Genomic DNA, 25,230 nt, shown 5'->3' with positions numbered 1-25,230 from the left:
AAATCGTTTTTTGCTCCCAGCATAAAAAACAGGAAAAGCCAAAGCTTTTCCCGTTTTATCTATCCAATCTCACAATTTCTGCATCAGGATGAGAGTCATAAAGAATCAAGTCCTTTAAGATTTCAGCGCCAAGCATGGAATAAACGGTTCCATTTCCGCCAAAGCCAAGCAAGTAATAGACATTTTCTTTCTTTGGATGCTTTCCGATGAATGGCAATCCGTCGTCTGATTCACCAAAGCTTGCACCCCATACGGAATCAACTTCCATTTCATAACCCGGATAATGCTCCTTGATTTTGTCCAAAAGCCGCTGACCGCGTTCGCGGATCATTTCTTCGCTGCTTGGTGCTTCCATTCTCTCTTCATCAAGCCCTCCGGCAACAATTCTGCCGTCGACCGTTGTCCGCATATAGAAGTAGGGGCGTTTCGTTTCCCAAATCAGGTTTTTGTCTTCCCAATGATTAAGATAGTGTACTGGGGTAGTGACGATCGCAAAAGTTCGATTCACTTCGGCTCCCAATTTTTTCGCGAATGGAATCGTTTCGTAGCCGGTCGAATAGATGACTTTTTTTGCTGCAATTTTTCCATGTGCAGATTGGAAATAGACGTACTCATCATCTCTGTCAGTCTCTTCAATTTCTGTATTCTCAAAAATCCGGACGCCATTGTGATGAGCGTCCTCCATCAAAGTCTGGATAAATTTATACGGGTTCACTTCGGCATCGCCATCTGTCAAAAGAGCGGCCGGCTTCTCAAATCCAAATCGCTCTTTTATTTCGTCTTTTTTCAAAAAATCTACAGGGAAACCATGTTTAGAAAGAGCTTTAAACTCTTTTTTCAGTTTTGATTTGTCACCTGGAGTGCTTGCATAATACAGGCTTTTTCTTCTGATGAAATCGACTTCTTTCGATAAGCTTTTAGCTGCAAGCTCAAGCTCATCTACTGCTTTTAAACACATTTTATAAAAACGGACCGCTTTCTCTTCACCTATTTTTTTGATGAATTCATGGAGCATCGTATCATTTGAAAACTGCAGGAGCCCTGTATTTGCACTTGAACTGCCGCTGCCGACGGTTCTTTTTTCCACTAAAATTGTATCTAAATCATACTTTGAAAGGGTGTGAGCACACAAAGCACCAGACATTCCCCCTCCAACGATGAGGACATCACATGTTATGGTATCTTGAAGCTCAGGATATGCCTGAACATGGCTGACCGTTTGAGGCCAATATAGAGAGCCGTTATGAAGCTTCATTCGTTTTCCCCCTTAGGATATAACAGGCATATTCCCTCTTTTATCCAAAGAAAAAACCTCTTTTAAAAAAATATCCAAAAATTGAAAAGGAAATCAGGTGTCCGAAAAGGAAGTTACTATATAAGTGTGAAAAAATTCCGGGAGGGAAAAAAATGATTTCAGTCGCAATGCTGAGCAAATGGCACGTTCATGCCGTTGATTATGAAAGAGATATACATAACAGTTCTAAATTGAATATTACGCATGTATGGGATGAGGACAAAGAAAGAGGGCAGCGGTGGGCAAATGAACTGAATGTTCCATTTGAACCTGAGCTTGAGAAGGTTCTAGGCAATCCTGCTATTGAAGGGGTGGTTGTTGACACGCCGACTAACATGCACAAGGAAGTCATCATAAAAGCAGCACAGAATGGAAAGCACATTTTCACAGAAAAAGTACTGGCGTTAACAACAGCTGATTGCAAAGAAATCTTTGAAGCAGTCGAGAAAGCGGGAGTTTCTCTTGTGGTCTCAATGCCTAGGCTCACCACAAACTATTACCTCTATGCTGAAAAAGCACTGAAGGATGGCTTAATTGGAGAACTCAAAATGGCAAGATGCCGTGTCGCTCACAACGGTTCAGTGCCTTCAGCGGAAAACCCTGAAGGATGGCTGCCTGCACACTTCTACAATGCTGAGCAATGCGGCGGAGGGGCTCTCATAGATTTAGGGGCTCATCCGATCTATTTGCTCAACCGCCTTGCAGGAAAACCTAAAGAAGTATCCGCTCATTTTGATTACGTCTATACAAAAGAAGTCGAAGACCAGGCTTCTGTCATCGTTTCCTATGAGGAAGGTGTAACTGGCGTGATTGAAACCTCGTTTGTTTCACACGGAAGTCCGTTTTATCTAGAATTATACGGAACAGAAGGATGCCTGCTGATTCAGGATGGAAAAGTGGAGCTGAGAAATGGCGAAGGTACTCATGTGATTGAACAGCTGCCAAAAGAGCTTCCGATTCCAATGGAACAATGGGCGGATGCCATCCAGTCTGGAAAAACACCGTCTATTTCGAATGAGGATGCCCTCCTGTTAACGGCAGTGAACGAAGCGGCGATTCAGTCGAATACTGAAAAGCGGAGAATAACGATCAGCGTATAAAGACGAAGGACTCTTTTTAATGGTCCTTTTATCAAGAAAACACATTTAATGAAGCATATAAAAAAGTGAGGGAGCCATAATTTTTTATGGCTCTTTTTTTGCCAATAAATTCAAAAATAATGAAAAATATCCATCATCTTAAATAGATTAAATATTCATAATCATATAAAATAAAAGGAACCAAACAAAAAACTAGTTTGGTCCCATTTTCTTCGCTTTTCTCTCATATCGCTTATATAATTGATGCATTTTCTGTCCGGATGCGTCTTTTGCAGTCATGTAGTGATCTTCAAAAAGGTTAGAAAAATAAGTCGCCCTGCGTCCGCACTGCAGTCCCATAACATAGGCGCCTTCAGTAAAAGAATATTCTTTGACGATCCATGAAGCTCCATCCAAGTGAATCGTGACGACTTCACCAAAGTATATGCTCATGCATTCTTCCAAGTCCCTAATGGACAACTGAAAGTCACGGAACTTATTTTCCTGAAAAAATGAAAAGTACACTTCTTCAAGTTCAATTAAACTTTTTACCGAATAGTTTAATGTTAAGCCGAGTTCTGCATATATATCTTCTAATAGAGACAAGTTCTCTTTCCGTTGTTCATAGTAATACACTTTGGCCGCTTCTTCATTTTCAAAGACAGGCAAATTCCTGCCATAATCTGTTTCAATTTGATGATTATAAGATTCTAGCATTCTGTCACCTCGCGTCTTTTGTTCAATTGCAAGTATATCATCCTGATGACTTTAATAGAGCAGCTTACATTAAAGCTACAAAGGAGGTGAATTTTGGATTTATAAAATAAATGAACCCGTTCCGCGTTTCGGGGTGTCCTTTTCCGGTGAATTCTTATCTGCCATGCCTGGGCTAAACAGTCGGTTCCGCATTTCGTGGTGTCCAGCTTCACCGCCTAACTCCTCGGCCAGAACGGCTCCGCCAGTAAAGGCAAAAAGCGCCTTTTCTGTCGGATCCTTATCTGTCTGTCGGAGCTAAACAGTCGGTTCCGCATTTCGTGGTGTCCAGCTTCACCTCCTAACCCCTCGGTCAGAACAAATTCCCCGAAAAAGTCAAAAACGGACTTTTCCGGTGAATTCTTATCTGCCATGCCTGGGCTAAACAGTCGGTTCCGCATTTCGGATTATATACACGAATTGGATAATGATGTTATAATGTTAGCGGTTACATTTATAATATTTTGAGAATTCTACTATTTTTAACAGGGGGAAATGGATGGAATCACTAAACGTATATTTAAATAATTACTTAATCGTTGTCGTTTTCCTGCTCCTTGGCATTTTGCTTCCTGTTGTCGCTCTCGGAATGGGCCGGATTTTGAGGCCGAACGCACCGAGCGAGGCAAAAGCAACCACATACGAAAGCGGAATTGATCCATACCATGATTCACGCGTGCAGTTTAATGTCCGCTATTATATGTTTGGTCTCCTGTTTGTCATTTTTGACGTTGAAACCGTGTTTTTATATCCGTGGGCAGTCGCATATGAGAAGTTAGGCGTGTTTGCCCTCATTGAAATGCTCATTTTTGTCATCATGCTCGTCATCGGGCTAGTCTACGCATGGAAGAAGAAGGTGCTGAAATGGACTTAAATGTAACGAATATACCTCAGGATGAAATGGAAGAACTGAAGCGCAGCGTCTTTTTAACAACGCTTGAAGAGCTGAAGGGCTGGGCGAGAAGCAATTCCTTGTGGCCGCTGACTTTCGGGCTTGCCTGCTGTGCAATTGAAATGATGGGTGTCGGTTCGTCCCACTACGATTTGGACCGATTCGGATCCTTTTTCCGGACATCACCCCGCCAGTCCGATGTCATGATCGTCTCAGGAACAGTGACGAAAAAAATGGCTCCGGTTCTAAAGCGCCTCTACGATCAAATGCCTGAACCGAAATGGGTCATTGCCATGGGCTCTTGTGCAACAGCAGGAGGTCCCTATATTAAATCATACGCAGTTGTAAAAGGAGTCGACCAGATTGTGCCGGTTGATGTGTACATTCCTGGATGTCCTCCTAATCCTGCCGCTCTTATCTACGGAATTAACAAGCTGAAAGAAAAAATCCGTTATGAGGCGAAAACAGGGAGTGAAATAATCCATGAGCGATGAGAAAGACATCCAGCAGCTAAAACGTGAAGCCGCTCAAAAAGCAAAGGAAGCTGCCCTGAAAAAGCTGGCTGAAAAGCAGGCAAATCAAGTAAACATACCTGCAGATAGCACAGAGCTTGCGAAACAGAAGGCGGCAGCAGCTGCAAAAGCAAAGGCCGCGGCCCTTGCGAAACAAAAAGCGCAGGAAGCTAAAGCGAATGAAACGATAGATGACGCTAACCTCGCGAAGCAAAAAGCAGCAGCTGCGGCAAAAGCGAAAGCTGCTGCACTTGCAAAGCAAAAGGCAAAGGAAACAGCTGAACCGGCCGATGAGGCGGCTCTCGCGAAACAGAAAGCGGCAGCAGCCGCAAAAGCGAAAGCAGCAGCACTTGCAAAACAGAAAGCGAAGCAAACGGAGGGAGCCGGCAACGAATCATCAGATGACCTGGCACTTGCGAAACAAAAAGCAGTTGCAGCCGCAAAAGCGAAAGCAGCAGCATTGGCAAAACAGAAAGCCAGGCAAGCAGAAGAGGGGACCGGCAACGAAACAGCAGATGACCTTGCACTTGCGAAACAAAAAGCAGTCGCAGCAGCAAAAGCAAAGGCGGCAGCCCTCGCGAAGCAAAAAGCAAAATCAGAAGGTGCTCCGGTAGATGATGTAGCCAAGCAAAAAGCAGCAGCTGTCGCAAAGGCAAAAGCCGCCGCCGCCGCGAAAGCAAAGGCTTCCCGTGAAAATCTTTCAGATGACGAATTGGCTAAAGAAAAGGCAAAGGCCATCGCAGCCGCAAAAGCAAAAGCAGCAGCTGCAGCAAAAGCGAAGAAACTTACTCCAGAAGAGCAGCCTCAACAAGAAGAACCTTCACCAAATGAGCCCATTTTAAAAAATTATGTAAAAGTAATCGAGGAGCATCTCGGCAAAGAAGTTTTAGAAGAATCCTATATTAATAGGCTGTCTAAAGATAATCCGACACTTGTTGCAAAGAAAGAATCCTATTTTACCATCGCCAAGTTTTTAAAAGAACAGGAAGAATTGGCATTTGATTACGTCTCTGAATTGCATGGAACGGATTTTGAAACACATATGGAAATGTACGTTTATCTTTTTTCCTACGTCCACCGCCATACAGTTGTGCTGAAAGTAAAGCTTGACCGCGACAAGCCTGAAATTGATTCCCTTGAACCGCTTTGGAAAGGAGCGGATTGGCCTGAGCGCGAAGCATTTGATTTACTTGGGATTCATTTTACCGGCCACCCGAACCTGACAAGAATTATGATGCCGGATGATTGGGTCGGACATCCTCTTCGCAAAGATTATGAACCCTATGATGTGGAGGTGTAGCTTTTGATACGGACAGAAGAAATGCTCCTGAATGTCGGACCGCAGCATCCGAGCACACATGGCGTGTTCCGGCTGGTGATCAAAATTGACGGAGAAATCATTAAAGAAGCTACACCGGTTATCGGCTATTTACATAGAGGCACCGAAAAGCTTGCAGAAAACCTTCAATACACACAAATCATTCCTTATACAGACCGCATGGATTATCTTTCTGCCATGACAAACAATTATGTGATTTGTCATGCTGTGGAAACGATGACCGGCATTCAGGTCCCTGAACGGGGCGAGTATTTAAGGGTGATTGCGATGGAGCTTGGAAGAGTAGCAAGCCACCTCGTCTGGTGGGGCACCTATTTGCTTGATATTGGAGCAGTAAGTCCATTTTTATATGCCTTCCGCGAGCGGGAAATGATTATTAATTTGCTGACGGAGCTTTCAGGAGCGAGGCTTACCTTCAATTACATGAGGGTCGGCGGCGTGAAGTGGGATGCGCCTGAGGGCTGGATTGAAAAGGTTGCAGAATTCATTCCTTATATGAGAGAGCAGCTGAAAGGCTATCATGATCTCGTGTCAGGAAATGAAATCTTCTTAAATCGTGTAAAAGGGGTCGGCATTTACACAAAAGAAGAGGCGCTTGCTTACTCCTTAAGCGGGGCAAACCTGCGCTGTACTGGAGTGAAATGGGACCTTCGCAAGGATGAACCATACTCGATATACGACCGATTTGATTTTGACGTGCCTGTACGGACAAAAGGTGATGCTTTCGCCCGCTACGAATGCCGCATGGAAGAGATTGAGGAATCCTTGAAAATCCTAGAGCAGGCTGTTGAACAATTCCCTGCTGAGGGACCGATCATCGCAAAAGTGCCGAAAATCATTAAAGCACCAAAAGGAGAGGCTTATGTACGGATTGAATCTCCACGCGGTGAAATCGGCTGCTACATTGCAAGTGATGGAAAAAAAGAGCCATACCGTCTGAAGTTCAGGCGTCCTTCCTTTTACAATCTGCAGATCCTGCCAAAGCTTTTGGAAGGAGAAAACATGGCAAACCTTATTACCATTCTCGGTGCCATTGACATTGTCCTTGGGGAGGTGGACGGATAATGGTGGAAGGCTTGCTTCAATCATCGCCGGGCATAGGCAACTTTGCAATATTCTTTGGGCTAGCAACAGCATTTCTGTTCGTCGTCCTTGGTTTCGTCACCTATGGCATTCTGGCAGAGCGCAAAGTGATGGGATTTATGCAGGGACGGATCGGCCCTAACCAGGTAGGGGGCAAATGGGGTCTGCTGCAGACTGTGGCAGATGTTTTAAAGCTTCTGATAAAAGAAGACACGATTCCGAAGCTTGCTGACAGACCATTGTTTATTCTCGCTCCTGTCATCGCTTTTGCTCCGGCTTTCATTGTTCTATCAACGATTCCGTTTACTGACGCTTTTCAGTTTGCAGATTTAGGTGTCGGCCTGCTTTTTTACATCGCCATATCGGGTTTAACCACGATTGGCATTGTAACAGGAGGATGGGCTTCGAATAACAAATACTCTCTGCTCGGCGGGATGCGCGCAGCGGCGCAAATGATTTCCTATGAAATCCCTCTTGTCATGTCGGTCATCGGGGTTGTCCTGTTATCAGGGAGCCTGAACTTAAATACGATTGTAGACGCACAAGAGGACGTCTGGTTTATTTTCCTCCAGCCGATCGGGTTTCTAATTTTCCTGATTGCTTCTGTGGCTGAGTTAAACAGAACCCCGTTTGACTTGCCTGAAGCGGAATCAGAGCTTGTTGCCGGTTATCATGTCGAGTATTCCGGCTTCCGCTGGGCATTCTTCATGCTGTCGGAATATGTGTATTTTTTCGCAATGGCTTCCTTAACAACGGTTTTATTTTTAGGCGGCTGGCATCCGGTTGCATTTCTTGATTTCATCCCTGGCGCAATCTGGTTCGGCCTCAAATTCAGTGTGGTCATCTTCACACTCATCTGGTTCCGCGTCACATTCCCGCGGATCCGCGCCGATCAGCTGATGGAATTCGGATGGAAAGTGCTGCTCCCGGTCGCACTCGCGAATATATTCATAACGGCGATTGTGAAGGAGATTTTCTTTAAATAGGAGACAGCTGGAAAATAGAAAGTAAATTCGCCATTTCGGCAAGTAAATCCCGGATTTTGGCTAGTAAAAGAAGCATTCTGGACAGTAAGCAGCCGCAATCGGCAAGTAAAAGCAAGAAACACCTGCCGCAGCCAGGCCTAAAGCCGGCACACCGGCAGGATCCTCACAAAATCAAGGGGTGAGAGCATGCGAGGTTTAGCAAAAGGTTTAACGTATACCCTGAACAACTTGACGAAGAAAAAAGTGACGTATGATTACCCGAATGATGCACTGGCTCTGCCTGACAGGTTCCGGGGCATTCAGAAGTTTTATCCGGAGAAGTGCATTGTCTGCAATCAGTGTGCGAATATCTGTCCGACGGATTGCATTGAGCTGACAGGCAAGAAACATCCGGATCCGGCGAAAAAAGGGAAAATCATTGATACGTATGATATCAACTTTGAAATTTGCATCTTGTGCGATCTCTGCACAGAGGTTTGCCCGACAGAGGCAATCGTTATGACGAATAACTTTGAGCTTGCGGAGTACAGCCGCGATCAGCTTTTTAAAAATCTCGAGTGGCTGGATGAAAATGATGAGAACATCAGGGAGGAGAATAAGGTGTGAGTATAACCGGAGAGTATGTAGCCTTTGTCGGACTCGCAATGGTGGCAATCGGGGGCGGCATTCTCATGCTGAATGTGACAAAAGTGGTTCATATGGTCGTATCGCTGGTGTTTACGTTCGTGAGTATTGCCGGTTTATATGTTCTTCTCTCCGCCGAATTTGTCGCAGCTGTCCAAATCTTAATCTACTCGGGTGCAATAACGATCATCATGCTGTTTGGCATTATGCTCACGCGTCATGAGGACGAGGAACAATCCACAGCGGGCAACGGAAGAAAGCTCATTACATTTCTTGGAATCGCTGCGTTTGCGCTCGTGATGTATCTTGGAATCTATGATCTAAAGCTCGGTGAGCCGACTGCCAATCTGCATGTGAAAAATACGGAGCAAATCGGAATCTCCCTTTATTCACATTTCGTCATTCCATTTGAGCTTACATCTGTTTTATTGCTTGTCGCACTGGTCGGTGCCATCATACTGGCGAAAAAAGACGAGAAGGAGGAGGAGAAAAAATGAGCTCGATTCCATTATCCGCCTTTCTTGTTCTCGCGCTGATTCTTTTTTGCATCGGTCTGTACGGAGCCCTTACGAAACGTAATACGGTCATCGTGCTTATTTCGATCGAACTTATGCTGAATGCTGCCAACATTAATCTGGTTGCATTCAGCAAATACGGAGTCGTTCCGGACATTACCGGGCAGGTTTTTTCTCTTTTTACGATCACGATCGCAGCAGCAGAGGCGGCCGTTGGACTTGCCATCCTATTTGCCCTGTACCGCAACCGTAGATCTGTCAATATTGACGACTATCATTCTATGAAGCACTAAAACCTCTAAACAAGAAGGGGATGGAATACAATGATGCCATATGCCTGGATGATCCCGCTGTTCCCGCTTGTCTCATTCCTCGTGCTGCTCCTGTTCGGCAAACGTCTGAGGGAGGGGAGCGCTAATGTCGGCAGCACTCTTATGCTTTTCGCATTTGCGGGCTCGCTCGCTGTATTGTTCGAGCGATTTACACAGCCAACCTTTAAAGCGGAAACCGTGTGGCTCACAATTGGCGATTTTGAGCTGACAGCGGGCTTTGAAATCAATCAATTAAATGCCTTAATGCTGGTGATCGTTTCGCTTGTAAGCTTAGCTGTACATATATATTCAAAAGGATATATGCATGGGGACGAACGCTTTCCTGTTTTTTATGCGTATCTAGGTTTATTTACCTTCAGCATGCTCGGACTTGTCATGACGACAAACCTGCTTCAGCTCTATATCTTCTGGGAACTCGTCGGAGTCGGATCATTCTTATTGATCGGTTTTTATTTTTATAAAGAAGAAGCAAAGGCAGCTGCAAAAAAAGCCTTTATCATGACCAGAATCGGGGATGTCGGTCTGTTCATCGGCATGCTCCTGCTCTTTTGGCAGGTTGGCAGCTTCGAATATGACCAGATCTTTGCAAGTGTCGCAGATGGCAAGGTGCCGCTTGATTTGATCACCCTGATCAGTCTTTTAATCTTCATCGGGGCGATTGGAAAATCAGGTCAGTTTCCGCTCCATTCCTGGCTTCCGGATGCGATGGAAGGTCCGACGCCTGTTTCTGCCCTCATTCATGCGGCGACTATGGTAGCGGCCGGTGTTTATTTAGTAGCCCTTATGTATCCGCTATTTGCCGCAAGTGAAACAGCACTCCTGGTTGTCGCAGCAATTGGAGCCTTCACGGCTATTTTTGCTGCAAGCATCGGGCTTGTGCAAAAAGATATCAAACGCGTGCTTGCGTATTCTACTGTCAGTCAGCTGGGCTACATGATGCTTGCCCTTGGTTCTGCAGGCTATGTCGCCGGTGTTTTCCATTTAATGACACATGCCTTTTTTAAAGCCCTGCTGTTTCTAGCAGCGGGCAGTGTGATTCATGCTGTTCATACACAAAACATTGATGAGATGGGCGGCTTGTGGAAAAAGCTGAAGTTCACGGGACCGCTGTTTCTAATCGGGACGCTTGCTATAAGCGGTGTCCCGCTCTTCTCGGGATTTTTCAGTAAAGATGAAATCCTGATTGCGGCGTGGACACATGGAAATCCTGTCCTTTTCTGGCTGGCACTCATTGCCGCCTTCTTCACCGCCTTTTATATGTTCCGGCTCTTCTTTCTCGTTTTCACCGGACGTCCGAAAACAGAGCTTTCAAGAGTAAAAGAATCCCCGTCCAATATGCTGATTCCAATGAGTATCCTAGCCGCGCTCGCCATTTTCTCAGGCTACAGCAACACGCCCTGGTTCGGCACATTTCTTGGAGACTGGCTGACGGAAGGTTCGCCGCAGCTTGGGCACGGCCACATTGAAGGGCCAATGTGGATTATGTTCGCGGCAACCGCTGTCTCTCTGCTTGGCATCTTGCTTGCTTACATGATGTACAGCAAACCATCGATCTCTCCTGAAAAAATAAGATCGCGGATGCCAATGATTCATTCAGTGCTTAAAAACAAATATTTCATTGATGAACTCTACGGAATAACGATCATATGGCTCACGAATACAATCAGCGTCTTCTGCAAGTACCTCGAAAAATTCTTGGTTGAGGGTGCTGTAAAAGGAGTGGCAGGGATTGTCCGGTCAGCAGGAGCCTTGGGATCGAAAATGCAGAACGGGCAGGTGCAGATGTATGGAACCGTTGCTTTTGTCGGACTCGCTATTTTACTTGTTCTATATGCAGTAACAGGGGGGAACTTCTTATGACATCCATTCTGCTCACGGCCCTTGTTTTCTCGCCTGTACTTGGAATCATCGTTCTTGCTTTTATGAAAAAAGACCAGGAATCATCGTTAAAACTTGTCGGGTTTCTTGCGACTTTGCCTGCTGTCCTTTTATCTGGAATCATGTTTGCACAATATCAGATAGGCAATGACCTCGCCCGATTTGCCGAGAATCACGAATGGATTGCGTTTGGGCAATACCATGACATGCAGCCTGGCGTGTTTACAGTTGATTACGAGCTTGCTATGGACGGCTTTTCGCTGATTATGGTTCTGCTCACATCAATTCTTGCGGCTCTCGCTGCAGCGGCCTCTTTTTCCATTAAAAAGAACTGGAAAAGCTACTTTATGCTTCTGCTTCTTCTTGAAGTCGGCATGCTCGGCGTCTTTATGGCACAGAATCTGATTCTTTTCTTTATCTTTTTTGAAATTACGCTGATTCCGATGTTTTTCCTTATTGGAAAATGGGGCTTCATGGCCCGTGAAAAAGCAGCTTATCAATTTTTGCTTTATAACGGATTTGGGTCGGCTATTCTGCTGATTGTGATCATCCTGCTCTTTTCAAAAACAGGGACAACTAATCTTGCCCTGCTGAGCCAATTGCTGAATACGCCTGACGTTCAGCTGATCGGGCCAATCTCAGAGGATTTTAAGCTTGGATTAATGATTGCTCTCATCATTGCATTTGGAGTGAAGCTTCCAATCTTCCCGCTGCATACGTGGATGCTGAGAGTGCATGTTCAGGCTCCGCCGCCCATTGTCATGCTTCATTCAGGAATTCTTCTGAAAATAGGTGCATTCGGTTTAATTAAATTCGGCCTTGGCTTATTCCCAAACGAATTTTCAAAGCTAAGCACCATTTTAATCATACTTGGGCTTGTGAATCTGCTGTATGGAGCCTTTTTGGCGCTCATTCAAAATGAATTCAGAATGGTGCTTGCCTATTCGAGTATTTCACATATGGGCATCGTGCTCATCGGACTTGGTGCACTAAATGAAGCTGGTATACAGGGGGCGATCTTTCAGGTCGTTTCACACGGACTAATTTCTGCGCTGCTGTTCTTCTTAGTGGGAGTATTAATCGAACGAACTCAAACAACTCAATTGGATCAGCTTTCAGGCTTATCGAAAGCCATGCCGCTTGCTGCAGGCTTTTTATTGGCAGGTGCAATGGCTTCGCTTGGATTGCCGGGAATGTCCGGTTTCATCAGTGAACTGACGGCGTTCATGGGGGTCTTCGATCAGCATCCGGAGCTTGGGGCAATCGGGGCAATCGGCATCATTTTGACCGCCGCTTATCTTTTGAGGGCTGTTCTTTCAATTACCTTTGGAGCCGAAAAAAAATCAGAGCATGTGCACGTTGATATGAAGTGGTATGAGATTATCCCGGTACTCGTGCTGCTGTTTTTCATTATTTTGATTGGTGTCTATCCGAATGGACTTTCCGTTCCACTGCAGCTGACAATTGAAACCATCATGAAAGGGATAGGGGGGTGATGAACAATGGATATGGAAACCTTGCTCAGCTATAAATGGAGTGTCATGACACCGGAGTTCATCATTCTCGGGACGGCACTGCTGCTGTCTATTATTGATCTTTTTATGGGAGACGGCAAAAGCCGTAAATGGCTCGGATGGATAGGTTTCGCCGGTATTGCGGCTGCAGTAATAAGTCTTGTTTTCATGATCGGTGCAAAGGACGCAGTTATTCTTTATGACACCTTTGTTCTGGATTCCTTTGCAAAAGCGTTCAAATTCATCTTACTGCTAGGAGCAGCAATTATTTTCCTGCTGGCAATTGATTATGAACCCCAGGAAGGCTTGAAAGAGCGGGGAGAATTCTATTACTTGCTGCTAGCAGCGCTTCTTGGAGCCATGATGATGGCATCAAGCCGGGATTTAATCACCTTATTTGTCGGGCTTGAGCTGCTGTCCATTTCTTCTTATATACTTGCTGGATTACGCAAAAAAAATCTGCAATCAAATGAATCAGCCCTGAAATATGTGATAAACGGCGGGATCTCAACGGCCATTACCTTATTCGGGATGAGCTATATCTATGGTTTGACTGGCACAACAAGTCTGACAGAAATGATTCCGCAGCTGAATGCCTTAACAGAATCAGGCTATCTCTATATCTCGGGAATCTCTTTCTTGCTCATTTTTGTCGGTTTATCCTTTAAGATCGCAACGGTTCCTTTTCACATGTGGGCACCGGATGTATACGAAGGGGCACCGACACCTGTCACAGCTTTTCTGAGTGCCGTTTCAAAAACAGCCGGGTTTATTATCATCCTCAGATTATGTCTGTCTGTCTTTGGAAATATTCCGGATGAAGACGGTATGCAGTCAATACTAGTGATCTATCAAGGCTTTATCGCCATCTTAGCTGCGATTACGATGATCGTCGGCAATGCGGTCGCCCTGAGGCAGAAAAACATCAAACGCCTGCTTGCGTATTCGTCCATTGCGCATGCTGGATATGTGCTTGTCGGTTTCGTGTCCTTCGGCGGCTACTTTTACTTTGACGCCATCTGGTTTTATTTATTATCGTACGTCATCATGAATCTCGGCGCTTTTGCGATTGTCCAGGCAGTCGGAAGAAAAACAGGCTCAGAGGATGTCACAGCCTTTGCAGGTCTGTATCACCGTTCTCCGCTTGCAGCAATCGCCGTCACCATCTTTTTGTTATCGCTTGCCGGACTCCCTGGTACGGCAGGCTTTATCGGAAAAATCACCATCTTCATGAATGCATTTACCAACAGCACGCCGCAGATTGTTCTTGCATCCATCATGATTGCGACTACCGTTGTCTCGTACTTTTATTATTTCGGCATACTCACTCAGGTCTTTTTCAGGAAAAAAGAAACCGAGGAGCCATTTAAATGGAGTGCACCGCTTCTGATCGTGACGGTCATCTGTATGATTGCAACCGTGCTGCTTGGAATTTTCCCAGGTGCTGCATTTGATTTTCTGAATTTAAATATTTCATAAATTTGCCACTAATCTTTACAAAAAAACCATCAAAGTGCCGGCAGAATTTTATATAATGGAAGAGGTGTAAAAGCCTCTTCTTTTTTTGGTTTCGTAAAAAGTGCTATGCTTGCTATAAGAATAGCTACATATAGGAGTTGTTAAACCTATGCTTGATTTTAATCAGCAAGCATTACTTGGCCTTTTGTCACATCTTGTATTCATTCCGGTTACATGGTGGGCACTGCAGGCGCTGCATATTGAAAAAGCCATGAAAAAAGGAAAGGTCATGCAAGCGCGTGCGCTGATGATCCTTCTCACGATCGCCATTTCAGGCGCTGTAAGCAACTTTTTTCTTGATTATTTAATATGGTCCCGCCAGCTGCCTTTTTTATTTTAATGAACTTTTCAGTCAGCAAAAGGCATCAGCTTTTTAAATTAAAGGAAGTTATAAATTGATTTTGAGTATTGAAGCAGAGCTGCAGCGTCTAGATCCTCGGCCAGAACGGCTCCGCCAAAAAAGTCAAAACCTGACGTTTCTGCCGGAACCTTATCTGTCTGCCTGAGCTGGCCAAGGCGATTCCTCTTTTCTGATTAACGTTTAACTAATAAAGAACAGGGGAATATGACCTACAGATTACCAGAGAACAGCCCAGAGATTGTCTAACAATGACGACTTTTTCCACGTATACGCCCTTCTCAAACGGTAACAATGTTACTAAGGAGAGAGGACGTGGATTACGATGAAAAAAGTCAGTCTGGCAATTATTATCTTTTTATTATTTCTTACAGGTGCGGTTGTTGCACAAGCTATTGGGTCTGACAAGAAGGAAGCAGAACTTGGAACCATTGTAGAAGGCATGGAAGCACAGGGAATTGATGTTAAAAAGTGGTCTTTATTTTCAAAGGAAATGATTTCAGCAGAGAATCAGTCTTTTGAAGAATTAACGAAACTTTTGCAAACTCAATTTCGTCATTATAAGTGGTCGAATGAAAGTGTGGATGGCAAGCTACATAAAGCATCGGGAATCTTTTTTAACAAGAAGATGGGTTTTACAGAAAAGCTTCAAATTCAGTCAACCGACACAAACGGACAAAAACAATCGTATATCTTGTATGAGCTCAGCGGGGAAGGTTCAGGGAAAAATTGGATTCAGCTACATGAGTATGCGCAAGCTCGTAGCTTCGACATTTTCCATGAAAATCCTACAATTTTCACTTGTGTAAATGGCCAGCTTGATGATAAGATGAGTAGTGTTTTGCAATTGAAGGTAAATGGTTTGCTCAAACAATTTAACGCGGTGCCAGTTGAACAGCTTAAAGAAGATTCGTTCATATCTGTGTCCGCACGTACGTCAGATTGGGATCACCTGATTCCAACAGATGAAGGCAGCATGAATATTCAAATTGCGCTCAGAGGCGCAGGATTGGGCAGTAATACTAGCGTTACAGTAGGAACACCAATCATAACGTCTGAATATTAATATATAGAAATTGGGACGCGGAGGGGAAGACCTTGGAAAAAATCATCGTCCGCGGCGGTCGTAAGTTAAACGGTACTGTTAAAGTAGAAGGTGCTAAAAATGCCGTTTTACCAGTAATCGCTGCATCTTTATTAGCCAGTGAACAAAAAAGCATAATTTGTGATGTGCCTACGCTCTCCGATGTGTATACAATCAATGAAGTGCTGCGCCATTTAGGTGCAGAAGTACACTTTGAAAATAACCAAGTGTTTGTAGATGCATCTAAAGAGCTAAATATGGAAGCTCCTTTCGAATATGTACGCAAAATGCGTGCTTCTGTTTTAGTTATGGGTCCATTACTTGCCAGAAATGGCCGTGCACGTGTGGCATTGCCAGGCGGCTGTGCGATTGGATCACGTCCAATTGATCAACATTTAAAAGGCTTCGAAGCTATGGGAGCTACCATTAAGGTTGGGAACGGATTTATCGACGCTGAAGTCTCAGGAAGACTTCGCGGGGCAAAAATCTACTTGGATTTCCCAAGCGTTGGAGCAACTGAAAATATTATAATGGCTGCGGCTCTTGCAGAAGGCACAACTGTCCTTGAGAACGTAGCAAAAGAACCGGAAATCGTTGACCTTGCCAATTACATTAATGCAATGGGCGGCAAAGTTCGCGGAGCCGGAACTGGAACGATTCGCATTGAAGGTGTAGAAACACTTAAAGGCGTTAAGCATCATATCATTCCTGACCGCATTGAAGCTGGAACTTTCATGGTTGCAGCTGCTATTACAGGCGGAAATGTATTGGTTCGCGGCGCTGTGCCGGAACACTTAACTTCTTTGATCGCGAAAATGGAAGAAATGGGCGTTCAGATTTCTGAAGAAGAAGACGGACTTCGTGTCATTGGACCAGAAAAACTCAAGTCCATTGACATCAAAACAATGCCGCATCCAGGCTTCCCGACAGATATGCAATCTCAAATGATGGCATTGCTGTTGAAAGCTGAAGGAACTTCTATGATCACGGAAACTGTGTTCGAAAACCGTTTCATGCACGTGGAAGAATTCCGCCGCATGAATGGGGATATTAAGATTGAGGGCCGATCTGTCATCATCAACGGTCCAGTTAATATGCAAGGTGCAGAAGTGGCAGCAACAGACTTGCGCGCTGGTGCAGCACTTGTTCTTGCAGGTTTAGTTGCAGACGGCTACACTCGTGTAACCGAGCTTAAGCACGTAGACCGCGGATACGTTGACTTCCACGGAAAACTTGCTTCAATCGGTGCTGACATCGAACGAATCACAGAAGAAACTACGATTAAATCCGAGCAGGCTGTAAGCGACATGAACGCTTAAACATACGTACATCTAAAGAAGTTGGAGTCCTCGAATTCCAGCTTCTTTTTATATTGTCCAAAATAAAAATACTTTATTAGTGTTGCTGTTTCTACTATGATTTATACATCAGATATCCTATTTTTTTGCATAAAATACCCGGCAATTGACGACGATGAATGCGAAGGAGGGTTTTCATGAAATTCTTAACGGCTTTATTTTTGATCATCGCATTTTCATTGTTCTCGTTTACGAGTGATTTACTGTCTTTGCTGACGGGAGATTATATCGGTCTCACCATTCGGAGAGACCCCGATTTTTCCGACTTGTTTCTCTATCATGATATAGCCCTGCACAGTAAGTTTTATGTTGTCACAAAAATAGGGCACGCCTTTTTCTTTTTCTTTTTTACGCTTATCATGACTTATATGTACCGGATGCGTACAGCGATTTTATGGGCAGTATTTCTCGCTGTATCCTCAGAAGTTCTTCAGCTATATGCTATGCGCAGCGGCAGGATTGTGGATATGATCTACGACCTGACAGGGGCATTAGCAGGAATCATTTTAATAAAAATCATTTTTGCTTATTCAAAACACGTGCAAATTGTCGAAGGAAATCGGCGGAAAATGTAGAAATAGACAGTGGAAGCAAAAGGGAATTCTTCAGATTTAAGAGTTTTTCAGTCATAAATGGTTGTCCACCTCCATAGTATTGAGTAGAGACGGTAAATGACATATCGGATATGGAGGCTCTTAGATGAAATCTTTGAAACCAATACTTTTAGTTCTTGCCGGATTATTTCTCATCATATTAATGATCCCGACATTGTTAGTCGCACCTTTTATGAACCAGACCAAAGGTGAACTATCAGAAGACCTTCAAGCCAAAAAGGATGAACAAGTCATGCTTGCCAAATCAATTATTGATGTACCGGTCTATCGCAGCGGTGCGGAAAAAATCGAGAACATTCCTTTAGAAGAATACGTCATCGGAGTCGTTGCCTCAGAAATGCCTGCAGATTTTGAAGACGAAGCGCTGAAAGCCCAGGCACTGGCAGCCCGGACTTATATTGTAAAGCAATTAATGAGCGAACAAACGATAAGTGTTCCAGCCGGTGCAGTCGTCAGTGACACGACAGCTCATCAGGTCTTCAAAAGTGATGCAGAGCTGAAAAGGCAATGGGGTAAGGACTATGATTGGAAAATCAAAAAGGTGTACAATGCAGTCGCCACTACACAAGGTCAAATCTTAACATATGAAAATAAACCAATCGAAGCCTCCTTTTTCTCAACCAGCAACGGATACACCGAAAACTCCGAAGACTATTGGGCAGCATCCCTGCCTTATTTAAAGAGCGTGGAAAGTCCATGGGACGAAAAATCACCGAAATACTATGACCAAATCGCCATCAAAGTGAGCGATTTCGAGAAAAAACTTGGAGTGAAACTCGATTCAGACGGAGAAGTAGGGAAAGTCATTGAACGAACCTCAGGCAAACGAGTAGCTCAAGTCGACATCAACGGGAAAAAACTGAACGGCCGAGATATCCGTGAAAAGCTGGGTCTCCGCTCAAGCGACTTCACTTGGCAGCTTAAAGGTGATCAAGTCCTCATCACCACAAAAGGCTTCGGCCACGGTGTCGGCATGAGCCAATACGGAGCCAATTTCATGGCGCAGGACGGAAAAAAATACAAGGACATTGTCAGCTACTACTACCAGGGAGCACAAGTGGCGAATGTTGAGCCGTTTGTTACTCAGTTTACGGCTCGGAATTAAAAGGGAAGCGCAGGAAACTATTTCCTGTGCTTTCTTTTTTGCTATAAAGTGTTTTTTCATTTACTCCTAATTATTTCAGAATTTCTATCCTTTTTAAGAAAAGACTTGATTAATTGAATCCGGTTTCATATTATAGAGTTAAAGGTAACTACTTATATTTAAAGATTACTATGTTATGATAAATGTAAAAAACATCATGACAAAAGGAGAGGGTATAATGAAATATTTTTTAGACAGTGCTATTACAAAGGAAATCAAGTACGCATATGAAAATTGGGCCATTGATGGAGTTACAACAAATCCTAAACACATTATGAACAGCGGGAAATCATTCTTAACCATTGTAGATGAACTTGCAGGTGAATTTGGCGAAATAAAAAACTTTCCCATTTCAGTTGAGATTAATCCACATTTAGACAATGCGAGAGAAATGGTCACTGAAGGCAAAAAAATTGCAGCACGTTCCTCTAACTTTGTAGTGAAAATTCCTTGCACCGAACCTGGATTAATCGCAGCAAAAGAATTAAAAAAAGAAGGCATTTCAACAAATGTTACACTGGTGTTTTCTCCTTCTCAGGCGATCCAGACAGCTAGAATAGGAGCCGCATTCGTTTCCCCGTTTGTAGGATGGAAAGAAAATAGCGGGGAAGATACGGCTCCGTACATCCAGGATATCGTGAATATCTATAAAACTTACGGATTTGAGACAGAAATTATTGTTGCCGCTTTACGCAATGGCAAACAGATTGTTGATGCTGCAAAAGCGGGAGCGAATATTGTCACATGCGGATTTGATGTGTACAGAAGCAGTTTTGATCATGCATTTACAGATTATGGTCTGAATGTTTTCAGAAATGCTTGGGACAACACAAAAACAGAAGTAACTGTTTGATAAAAAATCATTCAAGTTCCTATATAAAGATTAAGAGATATATACTGATTATTGAAGAATGATTTAGAAAAATAAGTTAACTTATTAAAGATAGTGTTGATTAGTGCGTAAAGGGGATGCAAAATGTCAAAAACTGCAGTTTTATATGTACCGATTGGCAGAAAAACGTTTGATCTTGAAGCAGCAGAAAATGTCCGATTAAAAAGCATGAGCTGGTTAAATGAAAACTGTCAAACTGTCGCTGCTCCAGAGGGAATCATCACGTCAGTTGAAGAACTCGATACCTTCTTATTTTCAATAAAAGAAAATAAGTTTGATACGGTTTTATATCAAAGTGTGACATTCGCAGATGGTGAATTTGTGATAAAGGTTTTAGAATATTTTAAACAGCCGATGATTGTTTGGTCAGTTCGTGAACCAAGTGTTGGCGGCAGACTGCGATTGAATTCACTTACAGGCGGAAATAGCACCAGCAATGTACTGCGCAATCAAAATCACCCGTTTGCATTTGTATTCGGAAATCCGGGGGAAGAACGCCTTGAGAAACGATTAACTGAGCAATTGGATGTCATGCGTGTTATGGCTTTGCTTGGGGGAATGAAGATTGGTGTAGTAGGAGATTATCCGCCCGGTTTCTTTTTCTCTGATGCAGATGAAGATAAACTTAAGCAAGCACTTGGTGTTAAACTGCTGAAAATGGATTTGCATGATGCGTTTAAAAAATGTACAGAGCTTAAAGAAGAAGAGTGGATTGGGCAAATTGAACGAGCGGAACAACAAGTAATTGGTTTAAATCGTGAAGATGAAACGGTAAAAAAATTCGCTCAGTTCTCAGCATATATTCAAAAACAAGTTAGGCAAGAAAATCTTCAGTCATTGGCAATGAGATGCTGGCCAGACTTTTTCACTGATTTAGGAGCAGCACCTTGTTCAACACTTTCACACCTAACAGAAGAAGGAATGGTCACATCTTGTGAATCTGATATACATGGATCGATATCAATGTATATCCTATCTGAGCTGACAAACGGAAGTGCACCATATCTAGGAGATCTGGTACATGTGGATGAAGAGAAAAACTCCGTTGTTTTTTGGCATTGCGGAGCAGGTGCATACTCGCTTGCCAGCCCTTCTACCGGTGCAACGGCAGGGGTCCATCCAAATCGGAAAATAGGATTTGCAATGGATTTTGGATTAAAAGCAGGGGAAGTAACAATCTTCCGTGTAAGCAGCACGCCAGAAGGATATCGCCTTTTAGTAATGAAAGGAGCTGCGCTGGATGTTGAACAGCCATTCAGCGGAACGTCAGTAGAGGTTAAATTATCAACTGATGTGACCAGCACTCTATATGAACTTATGCACGCAGGTTATGAACCTCATTTTGCATTAGTTTATGGAGATGTTACAAATCAGCTGATTGAACTCGGCCGCATACTTGGTTTAGATACGAATGTATATGTTTAAGAAACTCCTGTTGCTGTGTGACATGAAATCTTCTTTTGTGAAAAGAGCCGTTTTGCTGAAGCCTAAAGAAGACCTTGCCTCACGTGGAATTAAAGAACAGCGTGTTTAAAGGCGGTAATAAGATATGAATAGTACCATAGATTTTGATAATGATCTTTCTCTTTATTTACAAGTTAAACAAATACTGCTCAAAAGAATCCAAGAAAAAGTCTGGCCTGCAAATACGTTAATTCCTACTGAACAGGAGTTAATAGAAGAATTTCAAGTAAGCCGAACCACTTTGCGCCAGGCAATTTCAATGCTTGTCCAAGATGGCTTACTGGAGAGAAAGCAAGGCAGAGGGACGATTGTAAAACCTCAATTGCTCGTCAGTCATTTAGGGGCATTAAAGGGTTTTGCAGAAGAAGCAATAGAAAAAGGGCTAACTCCCAGGTCAAAGCTGATCCGTGCTGAATTCAAGCAGCATGTATACTTTGAAAAATCTATGCTTCAACTGCAGGAAGATGAAGAAGTGTTATTAATCGAAAGAATTCGTTTTGCAGATGATCGGCCAATTGCGATTGAATGTTCTTACTGGCCGTCGTACATAGGTCATATTATTTTAAAATATGATTTAAATACGGCAAAATTCTATGAAATCTTAGAAGAAAATGAAATTTATTTAAAAAGAGCAAATGAACAAATCACTGCCATTAATGCCACGCTTAATGAAGCAGATTTATTAGGCATTCGAGGCGGAGAAGCTCTTTTGAAGATGACAAGACTAAGTTTCGGTTTTGATGATAAACCGATTGAATTTACTTCAACTAAGTATCACAGTGATCAGTATCATTATAATATTGATCTTAAAAGGTAATCGTTTATAAAAGATATGAGGGAGTGAACGAATTGACAGCGACAGCTCTGGAAAAACAATATGGATTGTACATAAATGGTGAATGGAAGAGTACAGAAGAAACAATGGATGTATTAAATAAATATACACAAAAAATAGCATCCAAAATTTCAAAAGCTGATAAAAGTCATGTGGACGAAGCTGTTAAAGGTGCAAAGCTTGCCCTTGAAAAGCCTTTTCATCCGACGGATCGCTATCATGTATTAATGAAAGCAGCCCAATTATTAATCGAGCGTACGGAAGAATTTGCCCGCATTTTAACGGTTGAGGTCGGAAAGCCGATCGGTGAATCCCGCGGCGAAGTGGAGCGCGCAGCTCTTACTCTGCAAATTTCTGCTGAAGAAGCCAAAAGAATACATGGTGAGGGAATTCCAGTAGAATCTGCACCAGGGTCTGAAAATAGAATGGCATTTACATTACGTGTTCCTGTAGGCGTTATCGCAGCTATTACTCCATTTAATGCTCCTCTCAATTTGGTATGCCATAAGATTGGTCCTGCGCTGGCTGCTGGAAACACTGTAGTCTTAAAGCCTGCTGAAGTGACACCAATTACAGCATTAATGTTAGCTTCTATTTTTGAAGAAGCAGGTCTTCCATTAGGGCGGCTTCAAGTTTTGACAGGTGAAGGGGCTGGAATTGGAAACTGGCTTCTAGAGAACAAAGACGTCTCAATGTTTACCTTTACAGGAAGTCCTGGTGTTGGTGAATATATTCGCTCAAAAGCAGGTTTGCGTAAAGTTGCATTGGAGCTTGGCAATAACTCCGCAACAATTGTTCATAAGGATGCAGATCTTGAACAAGCAGCCTCGTTAATCACACAAAAGAGCTTTAACAATGCGGGACAGGTCTGCATATCTGTACAGCGTGTGTATGTTCAAGAAGAAGTTTACGAACAGTTTTTATTAAAGCTAAAAGAAAAAACAGAAAAACTGATTGTCGGCAATCCTCTTGAAGAAAATACAGATATTGGCCCATTAATCCGCCTTCGTGAAGCAGAACGTGTAGACTCCTGGGTCAAAGAAGCTGTCCAGCAGGGAGCAAAGATTGAAACAGGCGGCAAAAGAGAAGGTGCTTCCTATTACCCTACAATTCTTACGAATGTAAATGATGATATGAAAGTATGCAGGGAAGAAGTATTTGGTCCAGTTGTATCAGTAGCGGGATATAACGATATAAATGAAGTGATTGCTAGAGTGAATGATTCAGATTATGGATTACAGGCAGGTTTGTTTACAAATGATTTAAAGTTTGCAATGAAAGCTGCGCGTGAAATTGAAGTAGGCGGCCTGATTGTGAATGATGCATCTGCATATAGGGTAGATCACATGCCGTATGGCGGAGTGAAAAACAGCGGTACAGGAAAGGAAGGCCCTAAATACGCCATTGAAGAAATGACGGAAGAAAAGATTATCGTCATGAATTTATAAGAGTGAATGAGATTATGCAATATAACGCCCTGGTTAAATAGTTGCCAGGGTTTTTATATCATTGAAAATTGAAGGTGAAAATGTTGGAATTTTTAAGTGTATTGCTTCCTGTATTTGGGATTTTTGTTTTGGGGTTTGTCGGTCAAAAAAAATTTCATTTTGATACAAAAGGAATCTCAACAATGGCACTGTACTTAATGTCTCCTTTTCTTGTCTTTCGGACATTTTATACTACGGCTTTTACGATAGAATATTTGTCTTTTGTTCTATACACATTTGGTCTTTGTTTTTGTTTAATTCTTGTTGGGTATATCCTTTCTTTTATTCGGAACTATTCGAACACAGAGAAATGCGGATTTATCCTTTCTTCCTCATTTATGAATAATGGAAATTATGGCACTCCAGTTGTTTTGCTGCTCTTTGGAACGGCCGGACTTCATTATGGAATTATTCTTATGGTCGTTCAACAGCTTGTGATGTGCACAATCGGAGTTTACTTTGCGGCAAAAGGCAATTCTGAATCCAATGGAATGAGATCCGCGATTAACGCAGTACTTCGTGTTCCGATTGTATATGCTGCAATCATAGGGTTAATATGTCAGGCCTTGAATATTACATTAACAAAATCCGTATTAACAGCTATTGACTTAGTAGCAAATGCTGCGATCCCAACGATTATGATTGCTTTGGGAATGCAATTAGCGACTCTTTCAATAAAAAAACTAGAAATAGAAAGAATGTCACTTGGACTAATCGTTAAATTAGCTATTTCACCATTAATTGCTTTTGGAATTGCTTATTTTTTGCCTGTTGATGATATGGTCAAACAAATTATGGTCATTATGGCAGCTATGCCGACTGCTGCTAATACGACCATGTACGCACTTCAATTTAATACAGAGCCCGATTTTGTATCAAGTGTAACTTTTGTGAGTACCCTGCTCAGTTTGGCAACACTGCCAATTGTTTTTTTCCTCATATTATAAATAAGAAGGGTGATGAATCGTGTTAAAAACATTAAAACGAAACGCTAGATGGATCCTTTTGTTTCCGGCGTTCATTACGCTTGTTGTATTTTTAGCGAATTCTTCTAATGGCAGGGAATTGGCTTCCTCGAATTATTTTCCTATTTTAATTGGCTGGATGGTTCCCTGCGTCATTGCGATTTGTGCAATAAGTGCTTTGAGGAAGAGGGATCTAAAGATTGAGGAGAGGCAATAACCAGGCTCCTGTGCCTCTCGCTATTCTTTTAGGCGGGAACAGACCAGCTTGCAGGATGTCGATATATTGCGCTATATATACTGTCTCTTCATTTATTTTCTTTTTGCCCCATTTTCATAAATGAATGGAATCGATTACAGAAGGATGTTTTTGTTACTTTTTCTTATGCCACTTTAATTTTCAGCCTGCTGATTTCATCTATTTTTATGATTAAAGGATTTCACTTTCTTTGAGTATCTCACCCTTGGTGCTGTTTGAAGTGGCAGCTGCAGCGGTCATTCGAATTAAACCTGTTCAGGTAACTTTGAGATACAATTTTATTTACTACCTAATCGTGCTTTTTTTGCACCGTTAGTGATCACAATGATTAATTGTACAACTATTCAATTAAAATAAAAAAAAGACTTGATTAATTGAATCCGTTTTCATATTATAGAGTTAAAGGTAGTTACATATATTTAAAGATTACTACGTTACGACAAATACCTAAACA

At 42.8% G+C, this 25,230-nt stretch carries 24 protein-coding genes; 22 read left to right on the top strand and 2 right to left on the bottom strand.

Annotation, left to right across the window (positions count from 1 at the left end; genetic code table 11):
* Nucleotides 1-55: 55 nt before the first annotated feature.
* Nucleotides 56-1,255 (bottom strand): NAD(P)/FAD-dependent oxidoreductase, encoded by a 1,200-nt coding sequence (locus QLQ22_RS23885; protein WP_284015729.1) that lies wholly within the window; start codon nucleotides 1,253-1,255, stop codon nucleotides 56-58.
* Between the two features lie 152 nt (nucleotides 1,256-1,407).
* Here QLQ22_RS23885 and QLQ22_RS23880 point away from each other — a divergent pair, with 152 nt between their 5' ends.
* Entirely contained in the window at nucleotides 1,408-2,394 is a 987-nt protein-coding gene (locus QLQ22_RS23880) for a Gfo/Idh/MocA family protein (RefSeq protein WP_252207702.1), read from the top strand.
* Between the two features lie 192 nt (nucleotides 2,395-2,586).
* Here QLQ22_RS23880 and QLQ22_RS23875 read toward each other — a convergent pair whose 3' ends face one another.
* The gene (locus QLQ22_RS23875; RefSeq protein WP_223438633.1) at nucleotides 2,587-3,090 is read right to left on the bottom strand and encodes a hypothetical protein; all 504 of its coding nucleotides are present in this window, start codon (nucleotides 3,088-3,090) and stop codon (nucleotides 2,587-2,589) included.
* A gap of 535 nt (nucleotides 3,091-3,625) precedes the next feature.
* Between QLQ22_RS23875 and QLQ22_RS23870 the strand changes: the two genes are divergently transcribed.
* The 21 genes from QLQ22_RS23870 to QLQ22_RS23770 all read left to right on the top strand — a co-directional run bounded on the left by QLQ22_RS23870 (nucleotide 3,626) and on the right by QLQ22_RS23770 (nucleotide 24,502).
* Nucleotides 3,626-4,000, top strand: a complete 375-nt coding sequence (locus tag QLQ22_RS23870) for an NADH-quinone oxidoreductase subunit A (protein WP_252207701.1) — start codon at nucleotides 3,626-3,628, stop codon at nucleotides 3,998-4,000.
* Nucleotides 3,991-4,512, top strand: coding sequence for a NuoB/complex I 20 kDa subunit family protein (locus tag QLQ22_RS23865; protein WP_223438631.1), 522 nt, complete (start codon nucleotides 3,991-3,993; stop codon nucleotides 4,510-4,512). Before QLQ22_RS23870 ends, QLQ22_RS23865 begins: the two co-directional genes overlap by 10 nt.
* Nucleotides 4,502-5,830 carry an NADH-quinone oxidoreductase subunit C gene (locus tag QLQ22_RS23860; RefSeq protein ID WP_284015728.1) on the top strand — a complete coding sequence of 443 codons (1,329 nt, stop codon included), beginning with the start codon at nucleotides 4,502-4,504 and terminating at the stop codon, nucleotides 5,828-5,830. Before QLQ22_RS23865 ends, QLQ22_RS23860 begins: the two co-directional genes overlap by 11 nt.
* Before the next feature lie 3 nt (nucleotides 5,831-5,833).
* Nucleotides 5,834-6,934 carry an NADH-quinone oxidoreductase subunit D gene (locus QLQ22_RS23855; RefSeq protein ID WP_284015727.1) on the top strand — a complete coding sequence of 367 codons (1,101 nt, stop codon included), beginning with the start codon at nucleotides 5,834-5,836 and terminating at the stop codon, nucleotides 6,932-6,934.
* Nucleotides 6,934-7,938, top strand: coding sequence for an NADH-quinone oxidoreductase subunit NuoH (nuoH, locus tag QLQ22_RS23850; RefSeq protein WP_223438628.1), 1,005 nt, complete (start codon nucleotides 6,934-6,936; stop codon nucleotides 7,936-7,938). Before QLQ22_RS23855 ends, nuoH begins: the two co-directional genes overlap by 1 nt.
* Before the next feature lie 186 nt (nucleotides 7,939-8,124).
* Nucleotides 8,125-8,544: an NADH-quinone oxidoreductase subunit NuoI gene (gene nuoI / locus QLQ22_RS23845; protein ID WP_070875395.1), complete on the top strand. Its 420-nt coding sequence runs from the start codon at nucleotides 8,125-8,127 to the stop codon at nucleotides 8,542-8,544.
* Nucleotides 8,545-8,546: 2 nt separating this feature from the next.
* The gene (locus QLQ22_RS23840; protein WP_223443730.1) at nucleotides 8,547-9,059 is read left to right on the top strand and encodes an NADH-quinone oxidoreductase subunit J; all 513 of its coding nucleotides are present in this window, start codon (nucleotides 8,547-8,549) and stop codon (nucleotides 9,057-9,059) included.
* Entirely contained in the window at nucleotides 9,056-9,370 is a 315-nt protein-coding gene (gene nuoK / locus QLQ22_RS23835) for an NADH-quinone oxidoreductase subunit NuoK (protein ID WP_252207697.1), read from the top strand. The genes QLQ22_RS23840 and nuoK overlap by 4 nt, the downstream gene beginning before the upstream one ends.
* Before the next feature lie 30 nt (nucleotides 9,371-9,400).
* On the top strand, nucleotides 9,401-11,269 hold the full coding sequence (nuoL, locus tag QLQ22_RS23830) for an NADH-quinone oxidoreductase subunit L (protein WP_284015726.1): 1,869 nt from the start codon (nucleotides 9,401-9,403) through the stop codon (nucleotides 11,267-11,269).
* Nucleotides 11,266-12,783 carry a complex I subunit 4 family protein gene (locus QLQ22_RS23825; protein ID WP_284015725.1) on the top strand — a complete coding sequence of 506 codons (1,518 nt, stop codon included), beginning with the start codon at nucleotides 11,266-11,268 and terminating at the stop codon, nucleotides 12,781-12,783. Before nuoL ends, QLQ22_RS23825 begins: the two co-directional genes overlap by 4 nt.
* 6 nt (nucleotides 12,784-12,789) lie before the next feature.
* Nucleotides 12,790-14,280, top strand: coding sequence for an NADH-quinone oxidoreductase subunit NuoN (nuoN, locus tag QLQ22_RS23820; protein ID WP_284015724.1), 1,491 nt, complete (start codon nucleotides 12,790-12,792; stop codon nucleotides 14,278-14,280).
* A 148-nt stretch (nucleotides 14,281-14,428) separates the two neighbouring features.
* Complete coding sequence (locus QLQ22_RS23815; protein ID WP_223438623.1) at nucleotides 14,429-14,659, top strand: DUF1146 family protein; 231 nt, start codon at nucleotides 14,429-14,431, stop codon at nucleotides 14,657-14,659.
* A 343-nt stretch (nucleotides 14,660-15,002) separates the two neighbouring features.
* Nucleotides 15,003-15,743, top strand: a complete 741-nt coding sequence (locus QLQ22_RS23810) for a YwmB family TATA-box binding protein (protein ID WP_223438622.1) — start codon at nucleotides 15,003-15,005, stop codon at nucleotides 15,741-15,743.
* Nucleotides 15,744-15,775: 32 nt separating this feature from the next.
* A complete protein-coding gene (gene murA / locus QLQ22_RS23805; protein WP_223438621.1) occupies nucleotides 15,776-17,080 on the top strand; it encodes a UDP-N-acetylglucosamine 1-carboxyvinyltransferase in 1,305 nt (434 codons plus the stop codon).
* Between the two features lie 176 nt (nucleotides 17,081-17,256).
* Nucleotides 17,257-17,694, top strand: coding sequence for a VanZ family protein (locus QLQ22_RS23800; protein ID WP_284015723.1), 438 nt, complete (start codon nucleotides 17,257-17,259; stop codon nucleotides 17,692-17,694).
* Nucleotides 17,695-17,818: 124 nt separating this feature from the next.
* Nucleotides 17,819-18,838, top strand: coding sequence for a stage II sporulation protein D (gene spoIID / locus QLQ22_RS23795; protein WP_252207690.1), 1,020 nt, complete (start codon nucleotides 17,819-17,821; stop codon nucleotides 18,836-18,838).
* Between the two features lie 217 nt (nucleotides 18,839-19,055).
* A complete protein-coding gene (locus QLQ22_RS23790) occupies nucleotides 19,056-19,730 on the top strand; it encodes a transaldolase family protein (RefSeq protein ID WP_284015722.1) in 675 nt (224 codons plus the stop codon).
* 123 nt (nucleotides 19,731-19,853) lie between these two features.
* Nucleotides 19,854-21,194 carry a sulfoquinovose isomerase gene (sftI, locus tag QLQ22_RS23785; RefSeq protein ID WP_284015721.1) on the top strand — a complete coding sequence of 447 codons (1,341 nt, stop codon included), beginning with the start codon at nucleotides 19,854-19,856 and terminating at the stop codon, nucleotides 21,192-21,194.
* A gap of 124 nt (nucleotides 21,195-21,318) precedes the next feature.
* Entirely contained in the window at nucleotides 21,319-22,050 is a 732-nt protein-coding gene (locus QLQ22_RS23780; RefSeq protein WP_284015720.1) for a GntR family transcriptional regulator, read from the top strand.
* A gap of 32 nt (nucleotides 22,051-22,082) precedes the next feature.
* The gene (locus QLQ22_RS23775) at nucleotides 22,083-23,516 is read left to right on the top strand and encodes an aldehyde dehydrogenase family protein (RefSeq protein WP_284015719.1); all 1,434 of its coding nucleotides are present in this window, start codon (nucleotides 22,083-22,085) and stop codon (nucleotides 23,514-23,516) included.
* 83 nt (nucleotides 23,517-23,599) lie between these two features.
* The gene (locus QLQ22_RS23770) at nucleotides 23,600-24,502 is read left to right on the top strand and encodes an AEC family transporter (RefSeq protein WP_284015717.1); all 903 of its coding nucleotides are present in this window, start codon (nucleotides 23,600-23,602) and stop codon (nucleotides 24,500-24,502) included.
* Nucleotides 24,503-25,230 lie beyond the last annotated feature (728 nt).

The sequence above is a fragment of the Metabacillus hrfriensis genome, assembly GCF_030127205.1.
GTDB lineage: Bacteria > Bacillota > Bacilli > Bacillales > Bacillaceae > Bacillus_P > Bacillus_P dongyingensis.
Note: the sequence above shows the minus strand (reverse complement) of the source record. Positions and strands in the feature narration are given on the sequence as shown.

Coding starts and splice junctions, on each gene's coding strand:
- QLQ22_RS23885 (WP_284015729.1), bottom strand. CDS start 1,255: ATGAAGCTTCATAACGGCTCTCTATATTGGCCTCAAACGGTCAGCCAT.
- QLQ22_RS23880 (WP_252207702.1), top strand. CDS start 1,408: ATGATTTCAGTCGCAATGCTGAGCAAATGGCACGTTCATGCCGTTGAT.
- QLQ22_RS23875 (WP_223438633.1), bottom strand. CDS start 3,090: ATGCTAGAATCTTATAATCATCAAATTGAAACAGATTATGGCAGGAAT.
- QLQ22_RS23870 (WP_252207701.1), top strand. CDS start 3,626: ATGGAATCACTAAACGTATATTTAAATAATTACTTAATCGTTGTCGTT.
- QLQ22_RS23865 (WP_223438631.1), top strand. CDS start 3,991: ATGGACTTAAATGTAACGAATATACCTCAGGATGAAATGGAAGAACTG.
- QLQ22_RS23860 (WP_284015728.1), top strand. CDS start 4,502: ATGAGCGATGAGAAAGACATCCAGCAGCTAAAACGTGAAGCCGCTCAA.
- nuoH (WP_223438628.1), top strand. CDS start 6,934: ATGGTGGAAGGCTTGCTTCAATCATCGCCGGGCATAGGCAACTTTGCA.
- nuoI (WP_070875395.1), top strand. CDS start 8,125: ATGCGAGGTTTAGCAAAAGGTTTAACGTATACCCTGAACAACTTGACG.
- nuoK (WP_252207697.1), top strand. CDS start 9,056: ATGAGCTCGATTCCATTATCCGCCTTTCTTGTTCTCGCGCTGATTCTT.
- nuoL (WP_284015726.1), top strand. CDS start 9,401: ATGATGCCATATGCCTGGATGATCCCGCTGTTCCCGCTTGTCTCATTC.
- QLQ22_RS23825 (WP_284015725.1), top strand. CDS start 11,266: ATGACATCCATTCTGCTCACGGCCCTTGTTTTCTCGCCTGTACTTGGA.
- nuoN (WP_284015724.1), top strand. CDS start 12,790: ATGGATATGGAAACCTTGCTCAGCTATAAATGGAGTGTCATGACACCG.
- QLQ22_RS23815 (WP_223438623.1), top strand. CDS start 14,429: ATGCTTGATTTTAATCAGCAAGCATTACTTGGCCTTTTGTCACATCTT.
- QLQ22_RS23810 (WP_223438622.1), top strand. CDS start 15,003: ATGAAAAAAGTCAGTCTGGCAATTATTATCTTTTTATTATTTCTTACA.
- QLQ22_RS23800 (WP_284015723.1), top strand. CDS start 17,257: ATGAAATTCTTAACGGCTTTATTTTTGATCATCGCATTTTCATTGTTC.
- spoIID (WP_252207690.1), top strand. CDS start 17,819: ATGAAATCTTTGAAACCAATACTTTTAGTTCTTGCCGGATTATTTCTC.
- QLQ22_RS23790 (WP_284015722.1), top strand. CDS start 19,056: ATGAAATATTTTTTAGACAGTGCTATTACAAAGGAAATCAAGTACGCA.
- sftI (WP_284015721.1), top strand. CDS start 19,854: ATGTCAAAAACTGCAGTTTTATATGTACCGATTGGCAGAAAAACGTTT.
- QLQ22_RS23780 (WP_284015720.1), top strand. CDS start 21,319: ATGAATAGTACCATAGATTTTGATAATGATCTTTCTCTTTATTTACAA.